We start from the raw sequence: 25417 nt of genomic DNA on the forward strand, positions 1-25417 counted from the left end.
GGATTGCGGGTGCGGACACCGCGTCTGGAACTACCGATCGCCCCACGGAAGACCGCGCGGATCGACCGCGCGGCAGCAGGGATTACGTGCATGTGCTGATTCGTACGTAATCCTGGGGGGACCAGGATCACCGGACACCGCCGGTGAGCAGCGCGGGAGACCCGCACGGGGTGGTCCGATTCGATCGGACCACGGAATTGACCCCGGAACTGACTACGGAGTTGACCACCGATTCGCAGGCCGGTCTGGGCGGGAGACGTTCAGATCCACCGGTAAGCGATTTCGTAGATGGCCTGCAGAACCAGTCGGGCGCCGTGGTTGCGCGGAGAGGGCGATCAATGAGGGCAAGGGCCGCCGACTACCGGAACGCTGGTCCCTGGCAGTCAGCGACCCCACTACGTGAGACCACCGTGCTGGCCGGATTCCACCGGTTTACCCAGTGGCAGGATATGGCCGGCACGGCCCGTGCTGTCGGGGATGGGTCACATCATCATCGGCATGTTCGGGCACATCCGGTTCCAGCAGTGGCGGACCATATCCATGAGTTGATTCATCGTCATTGCTGCGCATCTCCTTCCTCGACCCGACCCGTTCACGCCATACCCCGAATGGACGCGATCATTACTGTCCAGTTGAGGTACACCCCAGCGCCAACCGAGTCTGTGTCTCGAAACCCTGGATTCGAGACGCAGTGGCGGGTACCGCACCGGACCCGCCGACCTGCACATCGCCGGTCTCGGAATCTGGTCTCGTTCGCGAACACCGGGGTGACGAAGCGGTGCTCACATCGCCGACGCCCCCGCCGCCTCCCGCCAAGCTGCTCAACGACCAGGGCGTCGCCGACCGTGGCGGCGAGGACCAGCATCTGGTGCAAGCCGGTCAGCTGGCGCGTATGGAGAACATCGTGGAAACGCCCGAGCACGTCCTGTCGCAGGTGCCTGTGGGGTGCCGTCCCCGTCGCGATGTGGGCGGCGTCGGCATGGGCGCTGCCATCAAGCACAGATCCGGTAGGTCGTGGACGTCGACGGGCAGTCAAAGGGCGTGGTGTCCGGGTTGCGTCAGGCGAATTGAGGGTGCAAAAGGGAATCGGCGTCAAGGCCGCGAGGCGGACAGCCGCTGGGCGGCCTCCACCACGAACGCTCGTCGCCTTGCCCGCTCATCGGGGTCGTCGGCCTCGGCGCCGGTCATCATGGCGGCGAGCTGCGGGACGCTGAACCACCAGGCGGCAAGGCCGATGATCATGAACATGAGGTGGCCGGCGTCGATCCGGCCGTCGATGACGCCGTCGCGCTGGGCCTGCGCCGTCGCGTCGACCTTGCGGCTGTAGTGGGAGACGCGGGCGGCGGCGTTGACCGGTGGCGCCCCGCGTAGACCTTCCCATTGCAGCAGTCGGGCCAGTTCGGGGTGCTGGACGTAGTAGTCGAAGGTGCGCCCGGCGAACTCACCGAGGTTGTCGAAGCGCAGACCGTCCGGGGCCACGACGCGGGAGAGTTCCTCGAGTGCCTCGGTGAGCACCTCGTCGAAGAACGCGTCCTTGTCGCCGAAGTAGGCGTAGAGCCGCTCCTTGTTGACGCCGGCTCGGGCCGCGATTCGAGTCACGGTGGTGCCGTCGGGCCCGTGTTCGGCGAACTCGGCCGTCGCCGCCGCCCGCAACCGGTGGCGCGTCTCCTCAACGGTCCGCTTCATCAGCCCAAGGTAGCACCGTCGCCAACGTTGCCGTTGGTCACCGACGGTGATAACCTTCGATTACCAACGCCAACGTTGGCGTTGGTAATCGAGATGGAGCGTTCTGATGAATCTCACCGAGACAACGGCGTACACGGACCGCGACGGCATCGTGGACGCGGTCACCCGGATCGTCGAGGGAATCGACTTCGGCAACGAGGATCTGCTGCGGTCGGCCTTCACCGAGGACGCCGTGTTCGACCTCGGCGGCATCGACCACAGCATCCACACATTCGAGCCGTACGTCGGCCGTGAGCGGGTCGTGCAGACCCTGATGCGGACCGTGGGCACGGCAATGGACACCTTCCACGCGCTGTCCAACATCCGGGTGTGGGTGGACGGCGACACCGCCGAGCTGACCTGCTACCTGATCGGACAGCACCACCGAACCGGCGAGGGGCCGTCGGTCGAATTCCAGGACCACTTGTTGCTGGGCAACCGGTTCGAGACCGACCTGGTCCGCGATCACGACCACGTGTGGCTGGTTCGCCACAACCGGGTCAGCTCACGCTGGTCGGTCGGGAACCCCGCGGCCGCCACGATCCCCACCGCCGAATGAGGCCCGTGCCCGGCGCCGACGCGCGGACACCAAGCAATACGACAATGCCCCCACGAGTGGAGATGTGGATATGCGTGCGATCGGCCTGACCGAGTTCGGCGGCCCCGAGGTGCTGGGAGTTATCGACCTGCCCGATCCCGCGCCCGGCCCCGGCCAGGTGCGCATCCGCGTGCACGCCGCTGCCGTCAACCCCACCGACACCATGCTGCGCGCCGGGCTGGCACGGGCCTGGTTCGAGGGCCGGCCCGGTCCGTACGTGCCGGGCATGGACGCCGCCGGCATAGTGGACGCGATCGGCCCGGACACCGACACCCCGCTCCGACCCGGGGATCCGGTCGCCGCGATAGTGCAAGCCTACGGCCCACGCGGCGGCGCCTGCGCCGAACTCATCGTGGCGCCGGCGGAATCGGTGGTCCCGATCCCGGCCGGCGCGGACTTCCCGGCCGCGTCCACCCTGCTGATGAACGCCCTGACCGCTCGGCTTGCACTGGACCTGCTGGCCGTGCCGACCGGCGGCACCGTCGCGGTGACCGGAGCGGCCGGAGCGTTCGGCGGGTACACGGTGCAGCTGGCCAAGAGCGAGGGCTTGCGCGTGTTCGCCGATGCGTCGGCCGGTGACCGGCAACTGGTGGCCGAATTGGGCGCGGACGAGGTCGTGGCTCGGGGTGACGACGTCGCCGATCGGTTCCGCGCACTCGCGCCGGACGGGGTGGACGCCGTCGTCGACGGTGCGGCGCAGCACGCGCTGATCGTCGCGGCGGTCCGCGACGGCGGCGGCCTGGCCGTCGTTCGCGGCTGGGACGGCCCGGTCGACCGCGGCATCCACCTGCACAAGGTCTTGGTCACCGAGGTGGCCACCGACCATGCCCGCCTGCTTCGGTTGCGGGACCAGGCAAGCGCGGGCGTGTTGACGTTGCGTGTGGCCGACGTGCTCCCCGCCGGCCAGGCCGCCCAGGCGCATCGACGGCTGGCCGAGGGCGGCGTGCGCGGCCGCCTCGTGCTCGATCTCACCACCTTCTGAGGATTGCCGGAACCGCAGCGCCGCGGCCTTCACTGGCGCTCAGGAGCTGGAGGACCTTCACCAACAGGGCGGACAGTGGACAGGTAACAAACCCACAACATGAGTCGACGTTGAAGCCGATCGCATGGATGTGGGGTCGGTCGCCGAACTCGTTGGCGCGCCACATGTCTTGCGGTGCGCCCTTGGCCTTCGGGCGACCACGGTCGAGCCCTCTGAACTGGTCAGAGATCGAGAAGCAGCTGGGGCGTATACGAGCGCGAGACGCACGGCAGCATCCGGTCACTCGCCGCTTGCTCTTCTTCGGTCAGCACGGAGTCACGATGGTCCGGGCGGCCGGCGAGGACAGCGGTCTCGCAGGTGCCGCAGGTGCCTTCCTCACATGAGGTGAGGATGTCGACACCTGCCTCGATCAGCACGTCCACGATGGAACGTCCGACAGGCACCACCAGATCGGCGCCCGTCGAGGCGATCCGTACGGTGAACGGCGTGTCCGCGCGCGGGGTCTGGACGTGTTTCGGCGAAAAACGCTCCGTTCGCAGTGGCATCCCGCGGCGTGCGCACGCCGCTTCGGCCGCGCGTATCAGCGGCTCCGGGCCGCAGCAATAGACATGCGCCTGTGGACCGGCCTCATCGAGCGCGGAGTCGAGGTCGATCAGTCCGCACTCGTCGAAGGGGAGCAACCGAACCCGGCCACCGCCGAACTCCCGCAACTCGTCGCCGTAGGACATGGAAGCGCGAGTCCGGCCGCCGTAATGTAGCGACCAGTGTGCGCTCCCGACGGCAACCCGACGGATCATCGGCAACAAGGGCGTGATCCCGATTCCACCGGCCAGGAACAGATAGCGCGGTGCCGATCGCAACGGAAAGTGGTTGCGGGGACTGCTGATACCGATCCGGTCGCCCTCCCGGAGTCGCTCGTGTAACCACACCGATCCGCCGCGACCGCCCGTATCACGCAGGACAGCGATCCGGTAGCAGGTGTGATCCTCGGGGTCACCGCACAGCGAGTACTGGCGAACGATCCCGGCTCCGGTGATGACGTCGATGTGGGCGCCGGGTTCCCACAATGGCAGTTCCTCCCCGCCGGGCGGTCGCAGCTCGAACTCGACGACGTCGAGGGCAATCGTCTTTCGTCCCGCTACCACGACCTGGAGTTCTGCGGAATCGTTCATGCCGCGTCGCCCTCCGGCGTGAAGGCCACGGGCAAGGCGAAATGAGTCATCAGAGAACCACCGACCAACCCACTCTCGACGGGGTCGCCGTCGAGGCGCAGGTCCGGCAGCCGGTCGAGCAGGCGCCCGAGTGCGATCCGCAGCTCCGCTCGCGCGAGGTGCTGTCCTTGACAGACATGCGCCCCCGCACCGAAGCTGACGTGCCGATTCCGGGTCCGGTGGCGATCGAACTGCTCCGGCGCGTCGAACTCTCGCGGATCCCGGTTGGCCGCGGCGAGATCCAGCAGAACTCGATCCCCCTGGGCAAGTTCGCGGTCACCGACCTGGACAGGGCAGCGCAGCGTGCGCGCGAACAGCTGCAATGGGGTGGTCAACCGCAGGCTTTCCTCGATCACGCGCGGCAGCCCGCGGCGATCGGCCAGGAGTTCGTCACGCAGTCCGGGCACGGTCAGCACGTGGCGGATGAGGCCCGCGAGGGCCGAACCTGTCGAGTGATGGCCGCCGACGATGTAGGCCAGCATCAGTCCGGTGGCGCCCGCGTCGTCGATCGACTTGCCTTGCACGACACCACTGGCCATCTCGGTGAGCATGTCGGCACGAGGGTTCTCGCGGCGGTCGGCCAGCCAACGCCGGGTGTGGGCGGAGAACTCGGCGAACCGCGCGGGAAACTCCTCCGACCCCATGGCCGCGAACAGCGCCGCCGCGATACCTCGGGCACGCACCGCTTCGGTTTGGTCGAGGCCGATCATCCGTCCGATCACGACAGCGGGTAGTGGCTCCGCGATCCGGTCCGCCAGGTCGGCCTTGCCGGCGGTCGCGAAGTCGTCGATCAGCAGGTCGACGACCTCGGTGATGACCGGTTCGAACGCCCGCACCGCGCGTGGGGTGAGCGGGCCGTCGAGGACCGTGCGCCACTCGGAGTGTCCGGGCTCGTCGAACTCCAGCGCGGGCACCGGAGGCAACAACCCGCTCGCTGGGATGTGCACGCCATCGGCCGAGGAGAACGCGTCCGCGTCGGTCAGCGCGGCACGGACGTTCTCGTAGCGTGTCAGGAAGTCGAACCCGCCGTACCGGTCGCTGTGCACCACCGGGCACGCTTCGCGCATCTGCGCGTGCGCCCGGCGGACATCGGTTGCCGACAGTGCCCGGTCGAGGTGGTCGAGGGCGGGAATTTCGTTTGTCATCATGGCTCCTTCGTCTGCTCTGACGTGCGCCGATTCTGGTGGGGACGGGCCATTCAGAACTCGGCCGTGAGCGTTTCGGCGATCTCTCGCAGACGGCGACGGTCGACCTTGCCGACCTGGCTGACCCGCGGCATCTCCGGCAACACGACGATCCGCTCGGGCCACTTGTATTTCGCGACCTCGAGCCGCTCGAAGTGGCCGCGAACCGCGGCGAGGTCGATCTCCAGCCCGTTTCGGGTCACGACGAAAGCGCAGGCTCGCTCGCCCAGCCGCTCGTCCGGCATCGCCACCAGGGCAGCCTCTGCGATCGCGTCGTGGGAGCAGAGGAGGAGTTCGACCTCCTCGGTGTTGATCTTCTCGCCGCCGCGGCTGATCATGTTTTTGATCCGGCCCTCGACGGTGTAGCACCGGACCCCGCCGATCGTCTGCTCGGCCATGAGGTCACCGGTCCGGTAGAACCCATCAGCGGTGAACGCCGCCCGATTGTGCTCGGCGGCATCGTAGTAACCGTGCAGGGTGTACGGGCCGCGAGCACACAGCTCACCCACCTCGCCGGGCGCCACCTCCACCTCGGTCCCGGGCTCGTACAGCCGGATCTCGTCTCCGGGCGAAATCGGCACCCCGACGCTCGCCACGCGGGCATCGAGCGGGAAATCCAACGGCGTTGTCAGACATAGTCCTTCGCTCATGCCGAAGATCTGCCCGCCCCAGATCCCTTGTGCTTCCAGCGACTCCATATGCCGGCGCGGCACTTTCTTGCCGCTGAACAGAACGCGCCGCAAAGCCGTAGCGGCGGCCAGGCCCGGGTCCAGCGCCAGGTCGAAGACGAAGGGCCCCAGCAGGGCGTCGGTCGCTTCGTTGCGGACCACGAGGTCGAGCGCGGCCGCGGCGTCGGGAGCTCCGAGCACGAGGGTTGCCCCTACGCTGTGCGGGCCCTGCAGGCCGATGATGACGCCCGCGTTGTGCACGATCGGCATCATGAATGCGATGCGGTCGCCAGGGGCCCATCCCATCGCACGGGCGAGGCTCGAACCGTAGTGCCAATAGGGGGCATGCAGGCACGGGATCACTTTGGGCACACCGGTGGTGCCACCGGAGAGCTGGAACACCGCGAGTGACTGCCTGCCGAGTCCGGCTTGGATTCGTTCGACGACCGCCCGGGCCTCGGCACTGTCGATGTCGGATCCCAGTTCGTCCATTTCCACGACGCGGGGGTCGTCGGCTGGTCCGTCGGACACCAGAACCGTGCGCTCGCGCCCCTCGGCCTGGGCCAGAGCGAAGCCTACGAGGTCGAAGCGGGGATCGCGGGCCGCGACGAGGTGCGCGACCGGGTTGGTCTGCCGTGCGATCTCGCCGATCTCGTGTCCGCGGTGCAGCGGCAGCGTGCACACCGGGATCAAACCTGCCTTGAGAAGGGCATACCACGCGATCACGGTGTTGGCGGTGTTGTGCACCTGCAGCAGGACCGCACCACCCGGCCGCAGCCCGAGGCGATGGAGCCCCGCGGCGCGTTGATCGGTGACCCGGTCCAGGTCCGCGAAGGACAAACGAATATCACCGCAGATCAGGGCATCTCGGTCGGCGTGGTCCTGCGCGACGACGTGCAGGTGCTCGGCGATGGTGAGCGATTCCCACAGGCCCTCACGGACGTAGCGGGCTTCCTCCTCGTCCGAGTAGCGGGCGATCTTTCCGGCGGTGCCGGGAGTCGGCGTCATTGCGTGTCTCTCTTCTTCCGGCGCGGTCGTCACCGCAGATCCCGCTCATAGCCGAGGACGACGTCGCGGTTCTCCCGCCGGAACTCGCGGTAGGAGACTCGTCCCGTGCGCATCAGGTATTCGAGCGCGAACTTCGTCGGATGTGTGATGGTGCGCGACGGAAGCCCCTCGTACCAGGCGATACTGCGCCTGGCGGCAGCTTGGAACGCGTCCGCGACGGGCCTGCGCTCCCCCTCGAACGCTGCCAGTCCGACCTCGATGTCCCACCCCGCGTCGGTCAGCGCCCGCGTCAGGTAGACCGCGTCACGCATCGCGAACCGGGTACCGGAGCCGATGGAGGGGTGAACGGTGTGCAGGGCATCCCCGATCAGTACGAGGTTGCGGTGGGTCCACCGAGCGCAGCTGACGAACTTCGTCTGGAACCAGGGAGAGTGGTTGCTCCGCAATGGCATACCGTCCAGCGAGTCGGCAAACAACCGTTCGCACAGTGCACGGGACTCGTCCTCGGTCATACCGGCGAACCCGAGCCGGTCGAATGTCTCCTGGCCGACCTCGACGGTGAAGTTGCTCATCTCGGCAGAAAAGCGGGAGGCATGCACCATGAGCAGCCCGTGCTCGCTGTTCTGGAGGATGATCGACGGCGCATAGGATTTCGGGGTGCCGTACCAGGCCAGCCAGTTGGTCCCGAGTTCCACATTCGGTAGGAAGTGCTCGGCGAAACGCTCCCGCGTGCGGCTGTTGACGCCGTCGGCACCGACCACCAGATCCCAGTCGGCCAGCTCATCTTCCGTCACCACCGCGTCGCTATCGTGCTCAATGCGCACCCCGGCCTCGAGCGCGAATTTCTCGAGCGTGGCGAGAAGCGACCAGCGAGCGTTGAGATGGCTGCGGCCGACGTGGACCGGCACATCGGCGCCATCGAGGCTGAGAACCATCCGATCGTGTTGGGTACCCGCGGTAAGCGCGTCGATCACGTCGGGCGCGGCGGGACGCAGCGTGTTCGCGGCGCTTTCACTGAACGCCACGCCCCAGCCGTACGTCACGCCTTCCGGGTTCTGCTCCCTGACGTGAACCGTGGCGGTCGGAACCGCTCGTTTCGCGATGATCGAGAAGAAAAGGCCCGCGGGCCCACCGCCGATCACCAGGATCTTCAGAGACTTTCCCGACATCACTGTCCACCTCCCTGCCACGACACGACGTGGCGGGCGACGCGCTCACCCAGCGCTGACGCGGTCCGCAAGTCGCTGTCCCGCATGCCTTCGATGCCCTGGTCCGAATTGGACTGCGCCATGGCACCGGCGTAGGCGCCGAGCCGGTTGAGCGCGGAATCCGATCCTGTGCTTCGTCCGTTACCGTCCAGCAGCCCCAGTCCGACCCAGACCATTCCGTGCTGCATGGCGAAGAGCCAGAGCTGTGTGAGTGTGTTGAGTTTGTCCCCGGAGTGGCCGCTGGAGTTGGTGAAGCCCGCGGCGAGCTTGCCCTTCCACCCCTGGCTCAGCCAGATCTTCGCGCTGGCTTCCATGAACGTCTTGAAGACAGCTGAGCCGCTGCCCATGTAGGTCGGGGTGCCGAAGATCAGCGCGTCGCAGTCGTCGAGTTGTCGGGGATCGGCGGCGACCTCCTCGGCGAAATACAGCGCGACGTCGATACCCGGGAGCGACGCCGCGCCTTCTCCCACTGCTCTGGCCTGTGCGGCGGTGTGGCCGTAGCCACTGTCATACACGACTCCGATGGAGGAGCCCATTTCCTTACCTCGTTCTCTGTGGTGGCGCGATGGCGAAACGATCGACCATCCAGCTTTCGATGTGGACGTTCGCGGCGGCGTACCCGGTCGGCTCCCCGTCCGCGAGAGGCTGTCCGAAGTGCTGGCCCCGCACGACATGTCGGGTCTTGTCCGCTGCGGCCAAGGTGTCGAACATCCGGACACTGGCAAGCGGGAGCACGGCTTGGTCGCCACTGAACTCGAGATAGAGCGTCGGCAGCCGCACTCCAGCCGCGCACCGCATGAAGTCCGCGTTGGTGTGGTTCGCCGACCACGTCGACAACCATGCGTCGGGAGTGGTGAGCCTGCCGAAGCCCACCAGGCCGTAATTGATCAGATCCGGGCGGCGACCGAACAGCGAACCGTAGTGCCTGTCGTTCGGATCGATCGACAGGTCGACGTAGCACGGATCGGCGTCGGTGCGGTATGTGGTGATGATCCTCGGCGCGAGGCTGGCCCGGCGGGCGGCCGGGTCCTTGGTGCGGGCGTACCTCGCCCGGGCCCGCGAGGTCTCGGCGGCCAGTTCCACAGCGCGGGCGTCGATCCGGGCGATCCGCTCGTGCTGAGCCGCCCGGTACGCGCGGAGGAACTCCGCGCTGTAGCGACTCGGTTCCGGCGGCTCGGCGAACCCGTTGCTCGGTGAATACATGTTCAGCGCCGGATCCACCGACAGCGGGTCCGACTCGTCGGTGACCGACGGATCGATGCAGTGCAGCAGGACCTGCCCCTGGCCCGGGTGCGGTGCGAGGAAGATCGCGCCGTCCGGAAGCGGCATCCGCGCGCCGGCCAGTCCGATCGTCCGGCCTGCCGGAGTCACGTCCAGCCGCAACTCCGGTTCCAAGGACGCTTGCTCGATGTAGAACGCCGACAGCGTCCCACCCCCGGAATGACCGAAGGTCAACACCGCCTCGAACCCGTTGTCCCGCAGGAACACATGCCCGGCGGCCGCGTCCAGCAGCGCCTGCTCATGGACCAGCGCGATGTCGTTGTTCGGCGAGCGGGTGCCCTGGGTCCAGACCGAGACGCCGACGCGCAGGAGGAGCGGGATCATCGGATGGTGCGCGACCGACTGGCGCGGGTGCATGATCGTCACCACCGTCGTGGCGCCGTCGAGCGCGTGCAGCACTCCTTCGACCTTGGCGCCGTCGAAGGTGGTGAGCTGATGTACGGACGTCGTGACGCCGGGCGGCATCTGTGCCGTATGGATGTCCCGGCCCGCCCCCAGCCGATCCACCGCAAGCGGGCTCATCCTTGTGCACCGATCGGCTCGACCACCAGCTCCGACTTGTCCCACTGGCATATCCGGCCGTCCTGGACAGCAGCGACCGCGCTGTACCAGAGGGCGTTGCGACACCCCGTGGCATTGCGCTCGATGCGGATCGAACCGGCCGCGGCGATCTCGAGATAGGGCCCGCGCCGGCGGACGGTCACTTCGGGCTCCTTGACCGCGACCTCGGCCAGCGGACGGAAATCGTCGATGTCGAGGACGAAAAGGCTTGTCATGCGAACGTCACCAGCTCCGGCTCGCCCTCGTACCGCTCGGCGATCAGCTTCGCCTTGCGCGCGAAGAACTTCTCCAAGCTGGGCTCGGGTTCGTCGGTCACCTGCATGAGGGCATCGACGCTCAGGTTGGCGTCGATGTCGTCCTCGGTGGTGATCACGCGCAGTGGACGGGTGATCTCCATCAAATAGCCGTTGGGATCGGTGACGTAGATCGACTCCACCGTCTCGTGTCGCACCTGCAGTTCGCACGGCCAGTCGCTCTCGTCCAGCCGGCGCCGGTACTCCAGGAGATCCGTCTCGTCGTCCACGTGGATCGCGAGGTGGCGGGCGCGGTGAAGCAATTCCGGAAGCTCGGCGTCGCGGTAGGGCTCGAGGCCGAAGTAGTAGAAGAAGGCCAGCCGGTCGCCGTTGCCGATGTCGAAGAAGAAGTGGATGAAATCCGGGTGGTCGCCGGGGCCCCACCCCAGCGCGCACGTTGCGTGGACGACCGGGAAGCCGAGGACATCCCGGTAAAAGGTGATGGTCGCGCGTGGCTCGAAGGTGGGGAAGGCCGCATGGTCGACGCCCCGCACCGTGTGCGCTAGCGGCCTGTGCTCGGGGGAGGTCATCCGCGTATTCCTCTCGAAGACGAACTGTGTGCGGAAAGCGTAGAACGGCTCTGTCGTTAGTGTCAATATTCTGACGTGTACGTCAGACACCCGTCACAAGTCGGCGTAAAGTACTGATGCGTCAGAATTGTGACGTTGAGTTATCGACAGGCATCACGAAGGAGACGTGGGACATGACGAGGACACGGTTGGACTTCTCTGCCGGTGGGCGCAGGATCTGCGGAATCGCGACAGACGCCGGCGCCGCGGGGGCGCCGCTGGTCATCGCCCTGCACGGCGGTGGCTACAACAGCGGATACTTCGATGTGCCCGGCCACTCGCTGCTCGACGTCGGCAGCGCGGCGGGGTTTCCCATATTCGCGCTCGACCGTCCCGGCTACGGCAGCAGCGATCCGCTTCCCGAAGGTCAGCGGACCTTCGAAGACAGCGCCGCGGCCCTCTGTGCCGCGATCGGTGCGCTGTGGGCCACCCACGGCGAGAACCGCCCTGGCGTGGTCTTGCTCGCACACTCCATCGGCGCGGCAATCGCGGTGCACATCGCCGCACATCGCCCGGAGTGGCCATTGCGCGGCATCTCGATACACGGGGTGAGCGATCGGTCTCCCGACTACATAGTCGATACCTGGCAGAAACTCCCGAGCGGACCGGTCGAGCTTCCGCCCGAGCAACTCCGCAACCTCTTGTACGGACCGGAGAGGACCGTCGACGTTGACGTCGTGGAGCTGGCGAAGGCTTCGGTGGAGCCCGTTTCTCGTGAGGAGATGCTCGAAATCGTCGGGAACTGGCCGGAGGACGTGACGAGACTGGCCGCGTCGGTCGTCGTCCCCGTGCAGTACACACTCGCCGAACACGACGGCCTGTGGACCGTCGACAAGGGCCGAGTGGCGAATTTCGCCGCGTACTTCACTTCCGCTCCCTGGGTGGACGCCGAGCTCCAGGCGGACGCCGGTCACAACCTGGACCATCATCGACTCTCCCGTGCGCTGCACCTTCGGCAATTGGCCTTCGCCTGGGAGTGCGCAACGCGCGCAACCGCGGTCGACGACTAGCATGATCCGACAACCGCAGAGGATGGCCGCGCGCCGCGACCTAGGACAGAGGGTGGAGATGGCAACCGCAGAGGGTTCCGAGGCGCCGAGACAGACCGGTGGGCGCCCAGAGACCCGACGAGGCACGGCACCCCGGCGCAAACTGCTCATGAGCGAGATCATCGATCAGGCCATGCGACTGTTCGCCGAACGCGGCTACGACGGAACCACTCTGCAGGACATCGCCGATGCGGTCGGGTTGAGCCGCCCCAACCTCTACAACTATGTGAAGAGCAAAGAAGAGTTGCTCGTCGCCATGGTCGAGGCGACGACGCAGAGCGCGGCGAATTCCTTGCGGGAGGTCCGACAGCGCACCGATCTCGACTCGGCCGAGAAGCTGCGCGCGCTCGTCCGCACCCTGGTCCTGAGTCGCGCCGAACAGCCGGCACAGTTCCGAACACTCGACCGCAGCGACCAGGCCTTGCCTCCGGAGATCGCGAAGAAACACCTCGACGGCCGGCGAACCGTTCTCCGCGAGGTCACGACTGTCATCGAAGAGGGAATCACCGGCGGCCGCTTCCGTCCAGTCGACGTTCGCATCACGGCACTGTCGATCATCGGCATGTGCAACTGGGTGGCCTGGTGGTTCCACCCGTCTCCGACGCACCCCGCCGAGCCGGTGGCCGAACAGATCGCGGACAACGCGGTCGCGATGGTGGCCCAAGAGCCCGGACGCACCCCAGATGCGCCGACCCCCCTCGACGCCGTGGCACTGATCCAGCAGGACCTCGACTTCCTGACCCGCCTCCTCAACGCAGAAGGCAGCTGGGCGACCCCACTCCGCGACGGCACGGCGCCGACACAGTCGAGATGAGATCCGACCATCCGCGGCTGTGCCCGGTCCGCAGATCAAGGATCGCGCACACCTTCCGCCCTCGGATCGACTGATTCTCATTACTTTTCGAGTGCAGGATGAAACAACGCGGCGTCCACCGCGCGCGCCAGACTCTCGATCGCACGCGACGCCTGCATGAGGACGAACCCGCCTTGCACGACGAACGCCGTGATCGCCTGGACCACAGAGTATTACGGGCTCGCTGTCGAGCAGATGCGCGTGCCGGGCGCCGGGGCGATGAGGACGTGCTGGCTCATATCAGTCCGGCGCACAGCGCCAACATCAACTTCTTCGGCGCGATCGAGGTCGACATCGAGGCCGAACTCGCAGCGCTGGGGCCGACCGGATAGGCCGCTGCGGGTACGCCACACCCTGTTCTGATCATGGTGACTACGCAGGTGCTTGTCGGGCGTTCTGCCGAGGGCCTCGATACGAACGCACGTTGCAGGTCGAAACCTTCTCGTTCGCGGCGGACCACCTGGTCACTTGTGAGTTCGGAGATGCTGTACGCGTTGCGTACCGCAACCGGTCCCGGCGGTGTTCACCACGGCACCGAGCCGGTGTCGTTGAAGTATCCGCCGGTGGGCCCGTTCTCCTCGAGAGTGGCCAGGCGCACGACGATGCGAGCGCCATCCGCGGCGGTGCGGGTCACACCGGGGAGACCTTTGGTGAAGTCGGTCGCACAGGGGCCGGGATCGGCCGCGTTGACCAGGATGGCTTCGGGAGCGAGGTGTTTGGCGTATTGGACGGTGATGTGGTTGAGAGCGGACTTCGACGGCGCGTAGCCGAGATTGGCGGACAGACCGGTGAAGTAGTCCTGCGGGTCGGTCATACGGGTCATCGAGCCGAGACCGGATGTGACGTTGACGATACGAGCGCGGGGAGAACGGCGCAGTAGGGGCAGCATCGCCTCGGTGACGGCGACGGTGCCGAAGACATTGGTGGCGAACACCGCACGAAGGGAGTCGAGATCGACCGATCCAGGCAGCTGACCCTGGCGGGCTCCGGAAATACCGGCGTTGTTCACCAGCATGTCCAAGCGGCCGTACTGCGCGTCGATCCACGCGGCCGCCGCGGCTGGATCATCGCCGCTGGTGACATCCAGTCCGACAGCTTGCGCGTCGATGCCATCGCCACACAACCGGGCGGCAGCGTGTTTGCCTTGATCGAGGTCGCGAGCGCCCACCAGGACGGTCATGCCGAGGCGACCCAATCCACCGGCGATCTCGTATCCGATTCCGCGATTGGCACCGGTGATCAGTGCGATCGATGCACGTTCTGTGTCCATGTCCCCAGCTCAGCACCGGATGGCCGTCGACACCAGGACCGAGTTGTTCTCGGTCGATACCCTGACGGAATGGATCTGCTCGAGACTCGGGACCTGGTCTATTTCGTGGCCGTCGCCGAGGAGCTGCATTTCGGGAGGGCCGCCCAGAAAGTGGGAATCGCCCAGCCGGCGCTGTCCCGCGCGGTCGCGCGGTTGGAACGGCGCCTCGGGGTGACCCTGCTGTACCGCACCAGCCGCAACGTCGAACTCACCGCCGCCGGAAAAGTGCTGTGGCGGGAGGCAACTCGCGCGCTCGACGCTGTGGCCGGGGCTGCATGCCGTACGCGGCGCGCCGGCGTAGACGCACGCTTGGTGCTGGCCATGAAGGCCGGAACCGATGCTGGGTTGATCGACCGGATCCTGTGCTGCTTCCGCTCCGATCCGGCCGCGGTGCCCGTCGAGATCGTTCACAGTGTCGACCAGCGGATCGTCATGCTGCGCGACGGTCGCGCCGACCTGGCGCTGTTGCACCGCCCGAACAACGATCTCACCGGGCTGCAGACCCTCGACCTGATCACCGAAACCCAGATCGCGGTCCTCGCGCCCGACCACCCGCTGGCATCGCGGGCTGCCCTGTCCATGTCCGACCTGATCGGCGAACCGATCGCCCGCTGGCCGGAAACAGCTCCCGGACCGGGAACCGACAACAGACCCTTGATCCGCGACACAGGGCAGTTCACCCACCTCGCCGCCACCCGCCGCGCAGTAGCGCTGCTTCCCGCATCCGCTGCGAGTCAGGTCCCACGCGGCCTGCCCTGCCTGCCCGTCTCGGACGCCGAACCGACCACGTCGGTCCTTGCGTGGCTACCGGAAACCGAGTCGCCGGCCCTGGACGCCTTTCTGCACCACGCCAGCGACATCGCATCCACAGCCGATCGCGACCAGACATCCCAGCGCGCCGTCGATGTCGCCACCACGGAGATCCGTCGCACGCCGCCGATCCGACCCACACGATCAACAACCGCCTGACCGAAATGGGCGTAAACGGTCGTTTCTGACCCAAAACTCGGCGCAGCCCATCACGTTCGCGGAACCGCACCGCCTCCGGGCATCGCTGATTCGCGTCCAGCCCTGGGCACTATGGGATGTCTCGCGAGACATCACAACACCGACGCCCGGCTGAACTCGGCGTTCGTGGCCGGATCGGGCACCGATGATTTTCGCGGTGTGCGCGCCTCTGTAGATGTAGGAGGTGATCGGCATGACCGCAACGGTCGTGATTCAGCATCAGGCACGCAGCCGATTTGAGAGGTTCGGACGGCTTTCCGCGGGTGGGTCGAGGTGAGTCCGGCGGAGCAGCCGCGTACGGCGGTGGTCACCGGTGCCAGCCGCGGCTTCGGAGCCGGGATCGCCGCTGCACTGATCGGCCAAGGGCATCGGGTTGTCGGTGTCGCGCGCACTGCCGACGCGCTGGCGCAGGTACACCGGAAACTGGGTTCGGCGTTCATCCCGGTGGCCGCGGACGCGACCGCCGCGGAGACGGCCACGTCGGTGATCGAGGAATACCGGCCCACATTGCTGGTGCTCAACGCGGGCGCGATTCCAGGTATCGGCCCGGTACACGAGCAGACATGGGAATCGTTCAGCCGTAACTGGCAGGTCGACACCCAACACGCATTCCACTGGATCGGTGCGGCCCTGCGGCACCCGTTGCCGCCGGGAAGCTTGGTCGTGGCGATATCCAGCGGCGCAGCGCTGGGCGGCTCGCCACTCAGTGGCGGATATTCGGGTGCGAAGGCAATGATCCGATTCCTCGCCGGATACGCCGCCGAAGAATCCCGCCGCGCCGGGCTCGGCATCGGCTTTGCCACCGTGCTGCCGCAACTGACGCCCGCCACCGCACTCGGTGCCGCCGGGGTGGCCGCCTACGCCGGCCGCCAGGGAATCGACACCGCCACCTTCGCGGCGGGATTCCAACCACTGCTCACCCCGGACCTCGTCGGATCCGAGGTCGCGCGGCTGTGCCAGACGCCAGGCAGCCACGACGAGCATCGGGTGTATCAGCTCAATGGCAATGGTCTTCACGCGCTGGCGTGAACTACAGGAAGAGAAGGTTATGTTGCTGGAAAACAAAAACATCGTCGTCTACGGCGCAGGCGGCGCGATCGGTAGCGCGGTGGCCCGCGCATTCGCCCACGAGGGTGCCAGAGCATTTCTGACCGGCCGTAATCGCGACAGCATCGAAGCGGTAGCGAAAGAAATCACGGCCGCCGGCGGCACGGCCGAGACCGCTGTGGTGGATGCACACGACGAGAAAGCGGTAACCGACCATCTGGCCGCGGTCGTCGCCGACGCGGGCAGCATCGACGTGTCGTTCAATGCGATCGGAATCTCCCCACAAGGGTTGCAGGGAATCCCGTTCACCGACCTGCCGGTCGAGAACTTCCTGCGCCCGATCACAACCTATACCCGGGCTCATTTCGTCACCGCGAAATCCGCGGCACGACACATGATCACCCAACGATCAGGGGTGATCATGATGAACACCCCCGAACCGGCCCGATTGCCGATGCCTCTGGTGGGTGGGATGAGCGTTGGCTGGGCGGCCATGGAAGGTCTCAACCGGGCGCTGTCAGCGGAATGGGCACAGCACGGGATCCGTACGATCTGCCTGCGCACCACCGGCATGGCGGAGACACCGACCATCCACACCGTGTTCGGGTTGCACGCGGATGCGATCGGTATGGCGAAGGATCAATTGCTCGAGATGGAGGGTGCGATGACCCACCGCAAGCGATTGACCGCACTGGATGAACTCGCGCAAGCGGCGGTGTTGCTGGCCTCCGACCGGGCCTCGGCGATGACCGGCACCGTCGCCAATCTGACCGGCGGACTCATCGTCGACTAACCCCATCCCGCCCGACCGCCACGACGCCGGCGGTCGGGCAGACCCCTATCGGAACCAGAGGAGCAATCAGTGAACGATCTACTCGCGACCGCGGTCGCCGCGCACGGCGGTCTGGACCGGTGGAACCAGATCAAGACGATCCGCGTTGACGCGGCCATCAGCGGCGCCTTCTGGCAGATGAAGGGAAAGGCAGACGCGATGAGTGATGTTCGCTTCGAGGTGGACACCACACGGCAGCAACTGACCATGGACTACCGCACTCAGGACCGACGTTCGCTGTTCGAGCCCGACCGGGTGGTGCTTCAGCGGCCCGACGGCACGGTGATCGGCACGCGCGAGGATCCGGAGCGGTCATTCGCCGGCCACGATTTCCAGAGCCCGTGGGACGACTTGCATCTGGCGTATTTCACCGGGGAAGCCCTGTGGACGTATATGAATACGCCGTTCTTGTTGACCAGGCCGGGGTTCGTGTGCGACGAGGTCGCCCCGATCGAGGTCGAGGGTGAAACGTGGCGGCGATTGAGCGTGACCTTTCCCGACGACATCAAGACCCACACCCGTCAGCAGGTGTTCTGCTTCGGCCCCGACGGGCTGCTGCGCCGCCACGATTTCACCATCGACATCGTCGACCCGGCCACCGAATCACAGCTTTACGCCACCGACTACCGCGAAATTGACGGCATCATCATCCCAGCCACCCGCCGGGCTCACACAATGATGGGCGACGACCAGATCGTCCTGGTCGCCATCGACATGGCCGATATCACCCTCTCGTGATCCGCCCTCTCCCAAGTTGAGGACATCACGATGAACAACGACACGCACCGACCCCGGTCGTCACACCGATGGAATGGGAGGCCGCGCGCGTGCGGCTGTTGGCGAAGGAGACAGATCTGACTCGCGCACGCGATGCTCTGGCCGCCGACCGCAGACGAATGCGGTGGCTGACGATCGACCAGGAATACCTCTTCGATGGGCCGAACGGAACCGTCCACCTGCTCGACCTGTTCGATGGGCGCCACGTTGAGTTCCCTCGACTTCACCGCACTCGGACGCCAGGAAGACTGGGAAGACTCTCCCGACGGCTCCCCTCGGTTGCCGCGATTCTCGTGGCTGAAGCGACACGACGAATACGGCACGGCCCGGACGACCGCCAGGCCGGCAGCAAATCATCCCCATTCTTCAAGGAGCACAATGACGACGATCGCAGTATTCGGCGCCACCGGTTATACCGGTGGCAACATCGCGACCGAGGCGTCGGCTCGCGGATATCGGGTCGTTGCCATCGCACGCAATACGGACCCGCTGGCGAGCCGCAGCGATCTGGATGTCCGTCCGGGTACGCTGTTCGACGAGAATTTCGTGCGGGATGTCGCAACCGGCGCCGATGTGCTGGTGGTTGCCTTGCAGGCCCATGGCACGGGATTGGCCGAGTACATTCCGGCATTGGGCCGGATCGTATCCGAGAATGGTGCGCGCCTCGGCCTCGTCGGCGGTGCGGGAAATCTGCGCGTCACGCAAGACGGGCCGCGCGTGCTCGATACCGCACTCTTCCCGGAGGAATTCCGGGAAGACGGCAATGCTCACGCTGCGGTGATGGCACAGTTGCGCGCGCTCCCGGAGGACGTGGACTGGTTCAGCCTGTCCCCGCCGGCCGTGTACAACGCGGGCAACCGCGGCGAGCGCACCGGCACCTTCAGAGTCGGAGACGATGTGCTGCTGGTCGACGCCGAGGGAACCTCGTACATCAGCGGTGAGGATTACGCCATCGCCTTCGTGGACGAGATCGAGAAGCCGACCCGGCACAGGACAGTATTCACCGTCGCCTATTGACACGAAAGAGGCCTTGTCCTCCCAGGCCGTCTATGCGGCCCGGAGGGAATCGATACGGCAGCGATGGTCATCTCGCCGTCGTATGCCTGGCGGATGGCTGTGCCGGGTTCGCCGCCGTGGCGGTGCAGGTGTGCGTGGCCGGCGTGGATGTGGATGGCGAGCTGGCGATCACCGCCGAGTGTGGACAGGTCCAGAGCGCGCCGGAATTGCCGGTGGGCGCGGTCGTCGCGGCCGGCGTCGTGGGCCATCCATCCGGCCATCTCGACGATTCCGGCCGCGGCGACGAAAACCTTGGGCGTGGGGTCGTCGCCGCTGAACAGTCGTGGGGCAAGGCGGGTGTTCCAGTAGTCCAGCACGGCGGAATGTATAGGCCGATCGGTCTCGCCGAGCAGGCCGGTATGGAACTCGATGAACGCCGTCGCGTTCATGGTGCCCCTCATGCACCATGAACCGCAACGCCCGGCGCCTTCACTGCCTGCATTTGGTTTCGAGCATGGTCGAACCAGCCGGAGAGCCGATCCCGCGAACTCCGAATCCGCTGTCCGCCCAGAGACACTCGCCGGTTACCACGCGCGCTTCCGCGGAGGCCAGGTACGCGAAACCGGCTGCGTAGTCATTCGGTTCCGGAATGAAACCGAGCGGGATCACGTTTTCGGCGCCGGGGAGAACCGCATCGATCGGCTGCTGCCCGAGCGCGGCGAGGCCTTCCATCCGGGTCCGCGCGACCCCGATCGCCACCCCGTTGACCCGGACCTCGGGTGCGAATTCCCAGGCGAGCCCCCGCACGATCCCGAGGTCGGCATGTTTGGTCGAGACGTACAGCGCCCCGTCGTCCACCGCCCGGTAGCTGGCCAGCGAGCAGGAGAACACCATATTCCCGTTGGTGCGCAACAACTCCGGGACGGCCGCGCGTGCCCCGAGCAGGTAGCCCTTGACGTTGATCGCGTAGATCTCGTCGATCGCCGCCTCCAGTCGGTCCGCCGGGATCTCGCTGAGCAGGAGATTGCCGGCGCCCACACCGGCGTTGCCGACGAAAATATCGAGCTTGCCGAAGCTTTCGACGGCCTCGGCGACCGCGCGTCGATTGTCCGCGAAGTTCTCGACCGACCCGATCGTCACGTGCACATCGGCGCCGAGGTCGGCGGCAAGAGCCTTCGCGCGGTCGACATCACGATCGAGCACTGCGACCCGCGCGCCTTCGGCAAGGAATTTTTCGACGACCGCCCGGCCTATACCGTTTGCGCCGCCGGTGACCAGTGCGACTTTGTCGTTCAGGATTGCCATTTCGTTCTTCCTTTCGAGCTGTTCTCCCGCGGACGATGTGGTCAGGCGTGAATCGCGCCGCCATTGATGTCGAGGACCGCCCCGGTGATGAATGCCCCCGCGTCGGACACGAGATAGGGGATGACGCCGGCGATCTCGGCGGGGCGGCCGAGCCTGCCGACCGGAATGCGGCCGGCCAGCGACTGCTCGGTCATCTGGTCGGACACGGCCAGGTAGTCCCGCAGATGTTCGGTGCCGATCGTGCCCGGGTTGACGACGTTGGCGGTCACCCCGGTGTGCGCTACCTCGGCGGCGAGCTGCCTGGTGAACCCGGCCAGCCCCGCTTTCGCCGCCGCGTACCCGATGGCGTTGCCGAGCTGCGGAGCGGATGCCACGATCGACCCGATGTTGACGATGCGTCCCCAGCCTCGCTTGATCATCGCCGGCAGCACGGCCTGGCACAGCAGGAACGGCACAGTCAGGTTGACGGCGAGCTGGTCGTTCCATTCGTCGAGCGTCGCGCTGAGGGTGTCCATCACCCGGGTGAATCCCCCGGCATTGTTGACCAAGATGTCCACTGTGGCCGCGGTCTCGAGCAGGTGCTCACGCCCGGATGCGGTGGTCAGGTCGGCCGCGCACCCGCGCACCCGTCCCGGCGCTGTGGTGTCGAGCGTCCGAACCAGGTCTGCGACGCCGGCTTCACCCCGCCCGCACACGACGACGGTGGCACCGTGATCCAACAGCTCTCGCACGATCGCCGCGCCGATGCCCCGTCGTGAACCCGTGACGATGGCGGTCCTGCCGGTGAGATCCGGCCTGCTCATGCGCGACTCACCCGGCCGCCCGGCTTGGCGATGCCGCGGATCGACAGTCCGCTGTCGGCGGTGACGAGCGTGCCTGTCATGGCGGCCGATTCGGTGCGCGACGCGAGCATCGTGAACACTCCGTCGTAGGCGGAGACGGGCGCGATTTCCTGGGTGGGCAGCGCCCGCTCGGTGCCGTCGAGGACCGAATCGGTCGCGACCTGGCCGAGCGAGGCGGTGGCACGCAGCCGGGTCGGGGCGACGCCGGGCGCCACCCCGTTCACGCGGACGTCCGGCGCGAACTCGTACGCGAGCTGGCGGATCAGCCCGTGCACGGCATGTTTCGAAGCGGTGTAGAGGGAGCCGCCCCCGGCCGCGTTCGTACTCGCGAATGATCCGGTCAGGATCACGCTGCCGCGCGTTTCGATGAGCGATTCGAGGCAGGCGCGGACACCGAGCATCGGAGCGAGCACGTTGACCCCGAACAGCTCGCCGAACGCTGCGGGCAGGTCTGCACCCCGGATGTCCTCGAGCGGCTGGGCGTTGTCGGTGATTCCGGCATTGCCGACGAAGACGTCGATCCTGCCGAATCGGTCCAACGCCGCCTGAGCCGCGCCGCGATTGCCTTCCCACGTAGCCACATCGGCGACGACCGGAACGACGGCCGTGCCCAGCTCGCCGGCGAGGTCCTCGACCCTGTCGGAGATGTCGACGGCGACGACCCGTGCGCCCTCGGCGACATACCGCGTGACCACCGAGCGGCCGATGCCGGCGCCGGCGCCGGTGAACACTACGACCTGGCCATCCAGTGCACCCATGAGTTCTCCTTCTATCCTCGTGTTTTCGTGATCGTTGCCCGGTTCACCGGCTGCCCGCACACACTCGGCCCGGTGTCTTCGCCGACCCGGTCTCGTGAACCCGAAGACCGGTCGTCCGACGGTCGGTGACCAGGTAGTGGTTCACGGTGCGCGCGCTGACGGTGCCGTCGGCATTCGACGTCGCCGTGCCCTGCGGAGACTCGAGAATGCGGTTGGAAATCTCCAGGGGTCCGATACGACCGGGCGCGAACAGCGCTTCGAAATTCACCAGTAATCCTGTTCTGTCGGAAATGGTTCCGTGGGCGCGACGGCCGAGGCCGCTGATGATTCAGTGGACGGCCGAGGGCACTTCGGCGCCGTCGACCCGCGCGACAGTTGCCGCGTCATCGGCCCGGCGGGTCAGCAGATAGGTCACCGTGTAGAGCACTGCCGAGAGAACAAGGACGATCAACTGTGCCGACTGCCTGGCGGCCGCCGGCACCGATGGCACTTCCAGCAGCAGGATGCCGACGATCGAGGGCACGATCCACGCGATCAGGCCCCAGCCGACGCGCGGCATGCTCTCGTCGACCACCGGGCCGAACCGCCGGTCTCGCCTACTGAGCGCGAAATGCGTCAGAACCACACCGACCCATCCGATGACGAGCACGCCCTGCCAGTTCAGCGCGGTTTGCAGATAACTGAAGACATCGGTGAGCATCATGAGAAACACGACGACGGCGACGGCGATCACCCAGACGAAGCGAGGCAGACGGACCGAGGTGACCGTGCTGAGGATCCGCTCGAAATTCGTGCTCGACTGGTAGTAGTTCAGGGTGTTCACCCTTGTCTGCGAGATGACGATGAACAGCAGGCCGATCCATCCCAGGCTGGCCAGAACAGCCTGCACCACACCGGTTTCCGAGGCCGGCTCGGTGGGCAGCACCAGCTGCACCAGATAGATGCCGGCGAAGCCGTTGAGGATGAACAGCAGCAGGTAAAACACCCATCCGAAGGTGACGACCTCATGGAACCTCTCGTCCTCGCGCCGGGCGAATCGCGCGAAGTCGATCGTCGTCGGCATGGTGATGTAGATGCCCATGTAGAGCACGAAGCAGAGCATCCAGCCGGGAAACGAACGACCTTCGGCGGGAACGACTCCGGAGAAGCTGAGCCAGTGCGAGCCGTGGCCGAACTTCACGCCCGCCGCGATCAGGATGGAGACGAGACCGACGAGGTAGAACGGCAGCAGGACACCGTTGAGCTTGGCCATCCATGACTGGACGCTGCCCAGCATGAGCGGCAGCATCACGACGACGATCACGGCATACCACAGCCGGATGTCACCGTGCTCGACGTAGCTCCGGAAGGCGACCGCCAGGGTGCTCGACTCGAATATCGCGTAGTAGAGCACGGTGGCCGCAACGAGCAGGGCGGTGAGCAAAGATCCCCACCGTCCGAACAGGGATTTCGTCAATAGCGTCGAATTGACGCCGTGGCGAATTCCCAGTCGTGTCATCATGATGTTCGCCAGCGCGAACACCACGGTTGACAGCGCAATAGCAATCATCGCGTCGCGGGTTCCGTACAAACTCGCCGCGAGGGCGCCGTAGAACAGCCATACCATCGCCGAGAGCAGGGACCAGTACGACATGGTGACCTGCCAGCGGCCCAGTCGAGCGTTGGAAGGCACCGGGTGCGCGCCGTATTCTTTATCGGCAACGGAATGCTGCGCGGGCAGGGCCGGCATAACGCCTCCAGAATTTTCTAAAGTCCGGGTACGCATAGTTATACCCAAACTGTGTTCACAACTGTATACAATAAATAGTAGCGATTGAGATTTCGATACGGAGAGCTTCGGGCTATCGGTATATTCCTACCGGGGGTTGCAGGTTTCGCGAATGCATCAGCACGGCGGCCAGCCGTTCTTCATTGCACCGCAGCCGCGGCGTGGCGGCGCATTCCTCCGATGCGCGGAGGTGTCTGGCCGCATGCCGGTCACTTCGCCGCCCTGGCACTGCGGGGCCGTCGAACAATTTCATCAGCGACGAGACCCGCTGCGACGCCGGTCGCCATTTCGGCACGTCGGCACGAACCCGACGGGTGCACCGTCCACCTCGGATCCGCCGCCGAATGTCAACGTGAACCTCGGGTCCCGCGTGCCGGGAGTTCGGCATCGAGACTGAACCGGTCATCGGCGCACACCGCGTGGTCAAGTCGTCGCCTCCAAAATGAATACACTTTTGTGTACAGTGCAGCATGCCTGGCCGATCGGGAATCCGCAATAGGGGATACGAGGCTGTGATGATCGCCTTGTCGGCCCCGGCCGGACGCCGATCCGTCCGGTCGATCCGCTCTGGTACCACGCGCGGTGCGCCCCGAGCCGAAGACGACGACCTGACCATCCAGTGCGCCCATCACTTACTCCTTCCGATGTCCGGTGCGGTGCGGCACCGCATCGAACTGTTTGTACACATAATTGGATACACTTATCCTCGGCGCGATGCCGTCCACGCCGGTGACCTTAGGATGATGTTGATGACTACCTCTGCTCGACAGCCCCGCGCCGGTACCACCGTCGATGCGCTGTACCAGACATTGCGGAAACGCATAATCACCGGTGCGTACGCACCGGGATGGCGGATGTCCCAGGAGCAGTTGGCCACCGAACTCGAGGTGAGTCGCACCCCCCTGCGCGAGGCACTGCAACGACTGGAGGCCGACGGCCTCGTCGTGGCACACGCCAACCGCGGTATGCACGTGGCCCCGCTGGTGAATTCCGAGACCGAGCAGAGCTATGCGCTGCGGGTTCTGCTCGAGCCTCCCACCGTGGGCGCGATCGTCGAACTGCTGAGCGACGACGATATCGGGCAGATGCGAAAGCATTTGGAGGACATGCGCACACACCGCGCGCACAGCCGCCGCTTCCAGGACGCACATCAGCTGTTCCATGATGTGGCGCTGGACCGTTACCCGTCGAATTTCGCGGACCTGACCCGATCGCTGCACACCATGATCTACCGCCATCAGAGCGTCTACCTTTCGCATGCCCGCACACCGGACGATTTCATCGACAGTGACCAGTTCTTTCTCGATGCCATCAGCAATCGCAACGCTGCCTCGGCTCGGCGGATAATGGAATTCCATCTGATCGACGCGGCACTGGGGCTGGTCCTCGATGCGGACCCCGATCACTGTTTCGATTCCCTGCTCGTGGCGATGCGCGGCCGCGACATCGTGATCGAACACGACGAGCGGGGCCGCGTCGAACGTCCCGCGCGGATCTACTGGATCGATTCCGATCCGGTGTTGCCGGATTTCGCCACCTCCAACCTGATCCTGATGGCGCCGCCGGATCGGTCCGCCTGATGATC

The 25417-nt window shown here is 66.1% G+C and carries 27 protein-coding genes and 2 pseudogenes; 13 read left to right on the top strand and 16 right to left on the bottom strand.

Translation table 11 applies throughout. The features are described from left to right. Positions 1–1092: 1092 nt before the first annotated feature. The gene (locus AC5WS7_RS33695; protein ID WP_495958669.1) at positions 1093–1686 is read right to left on the bottom strand and encodes a TetR/AcrR family transcriptional regulator; all 594 of its coding nucleotides are present in this window, start codon (positions 1684–1686) and stop codon (positions 1093–1095) included. A gap of 106 nt (positions 1687–1792) precedes the next feature. Between AC5WS7_RS33695 and AC5WS7_RS33700 the strand changes: the two genes are divergently transcribed. Both AC5WS7_RS33700 and AC5WS7_RS33705 read left to right on the top strand, forming a co-directional pair. Beyond that, entirely contained in the window at positions 1793–2284 is a 492-nt protein-coding gene (locus AC5WS7_RS33700) for a nuclear transport factor 2 family protein (RefSeq protein WP_495958670.1), read from the top strand. Between the two features lie 70 nt (positions 2285–2354). Next, positions 2355–3305: an NADP-dependent oxidoreductase gene (locus AC5WS7_RS33705; RefSeq protein ID WP_495958671.1), complete on the top strand. Its 951-nt coding sequence runs from the start codon at positions 2355–2357 to the stop codon at positions 3303–3305. A gap of 221 nt (positions 3306–3526) precedes the next feature. Here AC5WS7_RS33705 and AC5WS7_RS33710 read toward each other — a convergent pair whose 3' ends face one another. Next, positions 3527–4234, bottom strand: a complete 708-nt coding sequence (locus AC5WS7_RS33710) for a PDR/VanB family oxidoreductase (protein ID WP_495958847.1) — start codon at positions 4232–4234, stop codon at positions 3527–3529. 51 nt (positions 4235–4285) lie between these two features. Between AC5WS7_RS33710 and AC5WS7_RS33715 the strand changes: the two genes are divergently transcribed. Continuing rightward, entirely contained in the window at positions 4286–4522 is a 237-nt protein-coding gene (locus AC5WS7_RS33715) for a hypothetical protein (RefSeq protein WP_495958853.1), read from the top strand. Here AC5WS7_RS33715 and AC5WS7_RS33720 read toward each other — a convergent pair. From AC5WS7_RS33720 to AC5WS7_RS33750, 7 genes are read right to left on the bottom strand one after another with little or no spacing between them, the layout of a single operon-like run. Continuing rightward, complete coding sequence (locus AC5WS7_RS33720; RefSeq protein ID WP_495958672.1) at positions 4474–5661, bottom strand: cytochrome P450; 1188 nt, start codon at positions 5659–5661, stop codon at positions 4474–4476. The genes AC5WS7_RS33715 and AC5WS7_RS33720 overlap by 49 nt on opposite strands. A gap of 53 nt (positions 5662–5714) precedes the next feature. Further along, complete coding sequence (locus AC5WS7_RS33725; RefSeq protein WP_495958673.1) at positions 5715–7376, bottom strand: AMP-binding protein; 1662 nt, start codon at positions 7374–7376, stop codon at positions 5715–5717. Between the two features lie 29 nt (positions 7377–7405). After that, positions 7406–8518 (bottom strand): FAD-dependent monooxygenase, encoded by a 1113-nt coding sequence (locus AC5WS7_RS33730; RefSeq protein WP_495958674.1) that lies wholly within the window; start codon positions 8516–8518, stop codon positions 7406–7408. A 26-nt stretch (positions 8519–8544) separates the two neighbouring features. Continuing rightward, positions 8545–9120 carry a flavodoxin family protein gene (locus tag AC5WS7_RS33735; protein WP_495958675.1) on the bottom strand — a complete coding sequence of 192 codons (576 nt, stop codon included), beginning with the start codon at positions 9118–9120 and terminating at the stop codon, positions 8545–8547. Between the two features lie 4 nt (positions 9121–9124). Continuing rightward, positions 9125–10387: an alpha/beta hydrolase gene (locus tag AC5WS7_RS33740; RefSeq protein WP_495958676.1), complete on the bottom strand. Its 1263-nt coding sequence runs from the start codon at positions 10385–10387 to the stop codon at positions 9125–9127. After that, a complete protein-coding gene (locus AC5WS7_RS33745) occupies positions 10384–10641 on the bottom strand; it encodes a hypothetical protein (protein WP_495958677.1) in 258 nt (85 codons plus the stop codon). Before AC5WS7_RS33745 ends, AC5WS7_RS33740 begins: the two co-directional genes overlap by 4 nt. After that, positions 10638–11249 (bottom strand): VOC family protein, encoded by a 612-nt coding sequence (locus tag AC5WS7_RS33750; protein WP_495958678.1) that lies wholly within the window; start codon positions 11247–11249, stop codon positions 10638–10640. Before AC5WS7_RS33750 ends, AC5WS7_RS33745 begins: the two co-directional genes overlap by 4 nt. A 173-nt stretch (positions 11250–11422) precedes the next feature. Between AC5WS7_RS33750 and AC5WS7_RS33755 the strand changes: the two genes are divergently transcribed. From AC5WS7_RS33755 to AC5WS7_RS33765, 3 genes and pseudogenes are all read left to right on the top strand, one after another. Then, positions 11423–12298: an alpha/beta hydrolase gene (locus AC5WS7_RS33755; RefSeq protein ID WP_495958679.1), complete on the top strand. Its 876-nt coding sequence runs from the start codon at positions 11423–11425 to the stop codon at positions 12296–12298. Between the two features lie 148 nt (positions 12299–12446). Continuing rightward, complete coding sequence (locus AC5WS7_RS33760; RefSeq protein WP_495958848.1) at positions 12447–13151, top strand: TetR/AcrR family transcriptional regulator; 705 nt, start codon at positions 12447–12449, stop codon at positions 13149–13151. 180 nt (positions 13152–13331) lie between these two features. Beyond that, positions 13332–13553, top strand: a pseudogene (locus AC5WS7_RS33765) (Tn3 family transposase); the annotation flags it as partial. 160 nt (positions 13554–13713) lie between these two features. Here AC5WS7_RS33765 and AC5WS7_RS33770 read toward each other — a convergent pair. Then, entirely contained in the window at positions 13714–14460 is a 747-nt protein-coding gene (locus AC5WS7_RS33770) for an SDR family NAD(P)-dependent oxidoreductase (protein ID WP_495958680.1), read from the bottom strand. 69 nt (positions 14461–14529) lie between these two features. On the opposite strand from AC5WS7_RS33770, the gene AC5WS7_RS33775 reads away from it, so the two are divergent. The 6 genes and pseudogenes from AC5WS7_RS33775 (at position 14530) to AC5WS7_RS33800 (ending at position 19180) form a co-directional block, all read left to right on the top strand. Continuing rightward, entirely contained in the window at positions 14530–15468 is a 939-nt protein-coding gene (locus AC5WS7_RS33775; RefSeq protein WP_495958681.1) for a LysR family transcriptional regulator, read from the top strand. Positions 15469–15780: 312 nt separating this feature from the next. Next, positions 15781–16536, top strand: coding sequence for an SDR family oxidoreductase (locus AC5WS7_RS33780; RefSeq protein ID WP_495958682.1), 756 nt, complete (start codon positions 15781–15783; stop codon positions 16534–16536). Beyond that, positions 16508–17347 carry an SDR family NAD(P)-dependent oxidoreductase gene (locus AC5WS7_RS33785; RefSeq protein ID WP_495958683.1) on the top strand — a complete coding sequence of 280 codons (840 nt, stop codon included), beginning with the start codon at positions 16508–16510 and terminating at the stop codon, positions 17345–17347. The genes AC5WS7_RS33780 and AC5WS7_RS33785 overlap by 29 nt, the downstream gene beginning before the upstream one ends. 69 nt (positions 17348–17416) lie before the next feature. Continuing rightward, a complete protein-coding gene (locus AC5WS7_RS33790) occupies positions 17417–18124 on the top strand; it encodes a hypothetical protein (protein ID WP_495958684.1) in 708 nt (235 codons plus the stop codon). A gap of 68 nt (positions 18125–18192) precedes the next feature. Further along, positions 18193–18541: pseudogene (locus tag AC5WS7_RS33795) on the top strand (DUF899 family protein); the annotation flags it as partial. Beyond that, entirely contained in the window at positions 18542–19180 is a 639-nt protein-coding gene (locus AC5WS7_RS33800) for an NAD(P)-dependent oxidoreductase (protein ID WP_495958849.1), read from the top strand. It begins immediately after the preceding pseudogene. Here AC5WS7_RS33800 and AC5WS7_RS33805 read toward each other — a convergent pair. The 6 genes from AC5WS7_RS33805 to AC5WS7_RS33830 are packed head-to-tail and all read right to left on the bottom strand — an operon-like array spanning position 19174 to position 23793. Next, complete coding sequence (locus AC5WS7_RS33805; RefSeq protein ID WP_495958685.1) at positions 19174–19608, bottom strand: hypothetical protein; 435 nt, start codon at positions 19606–19608, stop codon at positions 19174–19176. The genes AC5WS7_RS33800 and AC5WS7_RS33805 overlap by 7 nt on opposite strands. Before the next feature lie 40 nt (positions 19609–19648). Further along, positions 19649–20464, bottom strand: coding sequence for an SDR family oxidoreductase (locus tag AC5WS7_RS33810; RefSeq protein ID WP_495958686.1), 816 nt, complete (start codon positions 20462–20464; stop codon positions 19649–19651). 41 nt (positions 20465–20505) lie between these two features. Continuing rightward, a complete protein-coding gene (locus AC5WS7_RS33815) occupies positions 20506–21267 on the bottom strand; it encodes an SDR family NAD(P)-dependent oxidoreductase (protein WP_495958687.1) in 762 nt (253 codons plus the stop codon). Continuing rightward, positions 21264–22064 (bottom strand): SDR family NAD(P)-dependent oxidoreductase, encoded by an 801-nt coding sequence (locus AC5WS7_RS33820; protein ID WP_495958688.1) that lies wholly within the window; start codon positions 22062–22064, stop codon positions 21264–21266. Before AC5WS7_RS33820 ends, AC5WS7_RS33815 begins: the two co-directional genes overlap by 4 nt. Before the next feature lie 43 nt (positions 22065–22107). Continuing rightward, the gene (locus tag AC5WS7_RS33825; RefSeq protein WP_495958689.1) at positions 22108–22332 is read right to left on the bottom strand and encodes a hypothetical protein; all 225 of its coding nucleotides are present in this window, start codon (positions 22330–22332) and stop codon (positions 22108–22110) included. Positions 22333–22392: 60 nt separating this feature from the next. Next, positions 22393–23793, bottom strand: a complete 1401-nt coding sequence (locus AC5WS7_RS33830; RefSeq protein WP_495958690.1) for a purine-cytosine permease family protein — start codon at positions 23791–23793, stop codon at positions 22393–22395. 788 nt (positions 23794–24581) lie between these two features. On the opposite strand from AC5WS7_RS33830, the gene AC5WS7_RS33835 reads away from it, so the two are divergent. Next, a complete protein-coding gene (locus AC5WS7_RS33835) occupies positions 24582–25412 on the top strand; it encodes a GntR family transcriptional regulator (RefSeq protein ID WP_495958691.1) in 831 nt (276 codons plus the stop codon). Positions 25413–25417 lie beyond the last annotated feature (5 nt).

The sequence above is a fragment of the Nocardia sp. PLKS1-43 genome, from assembly GCF_059510335.1.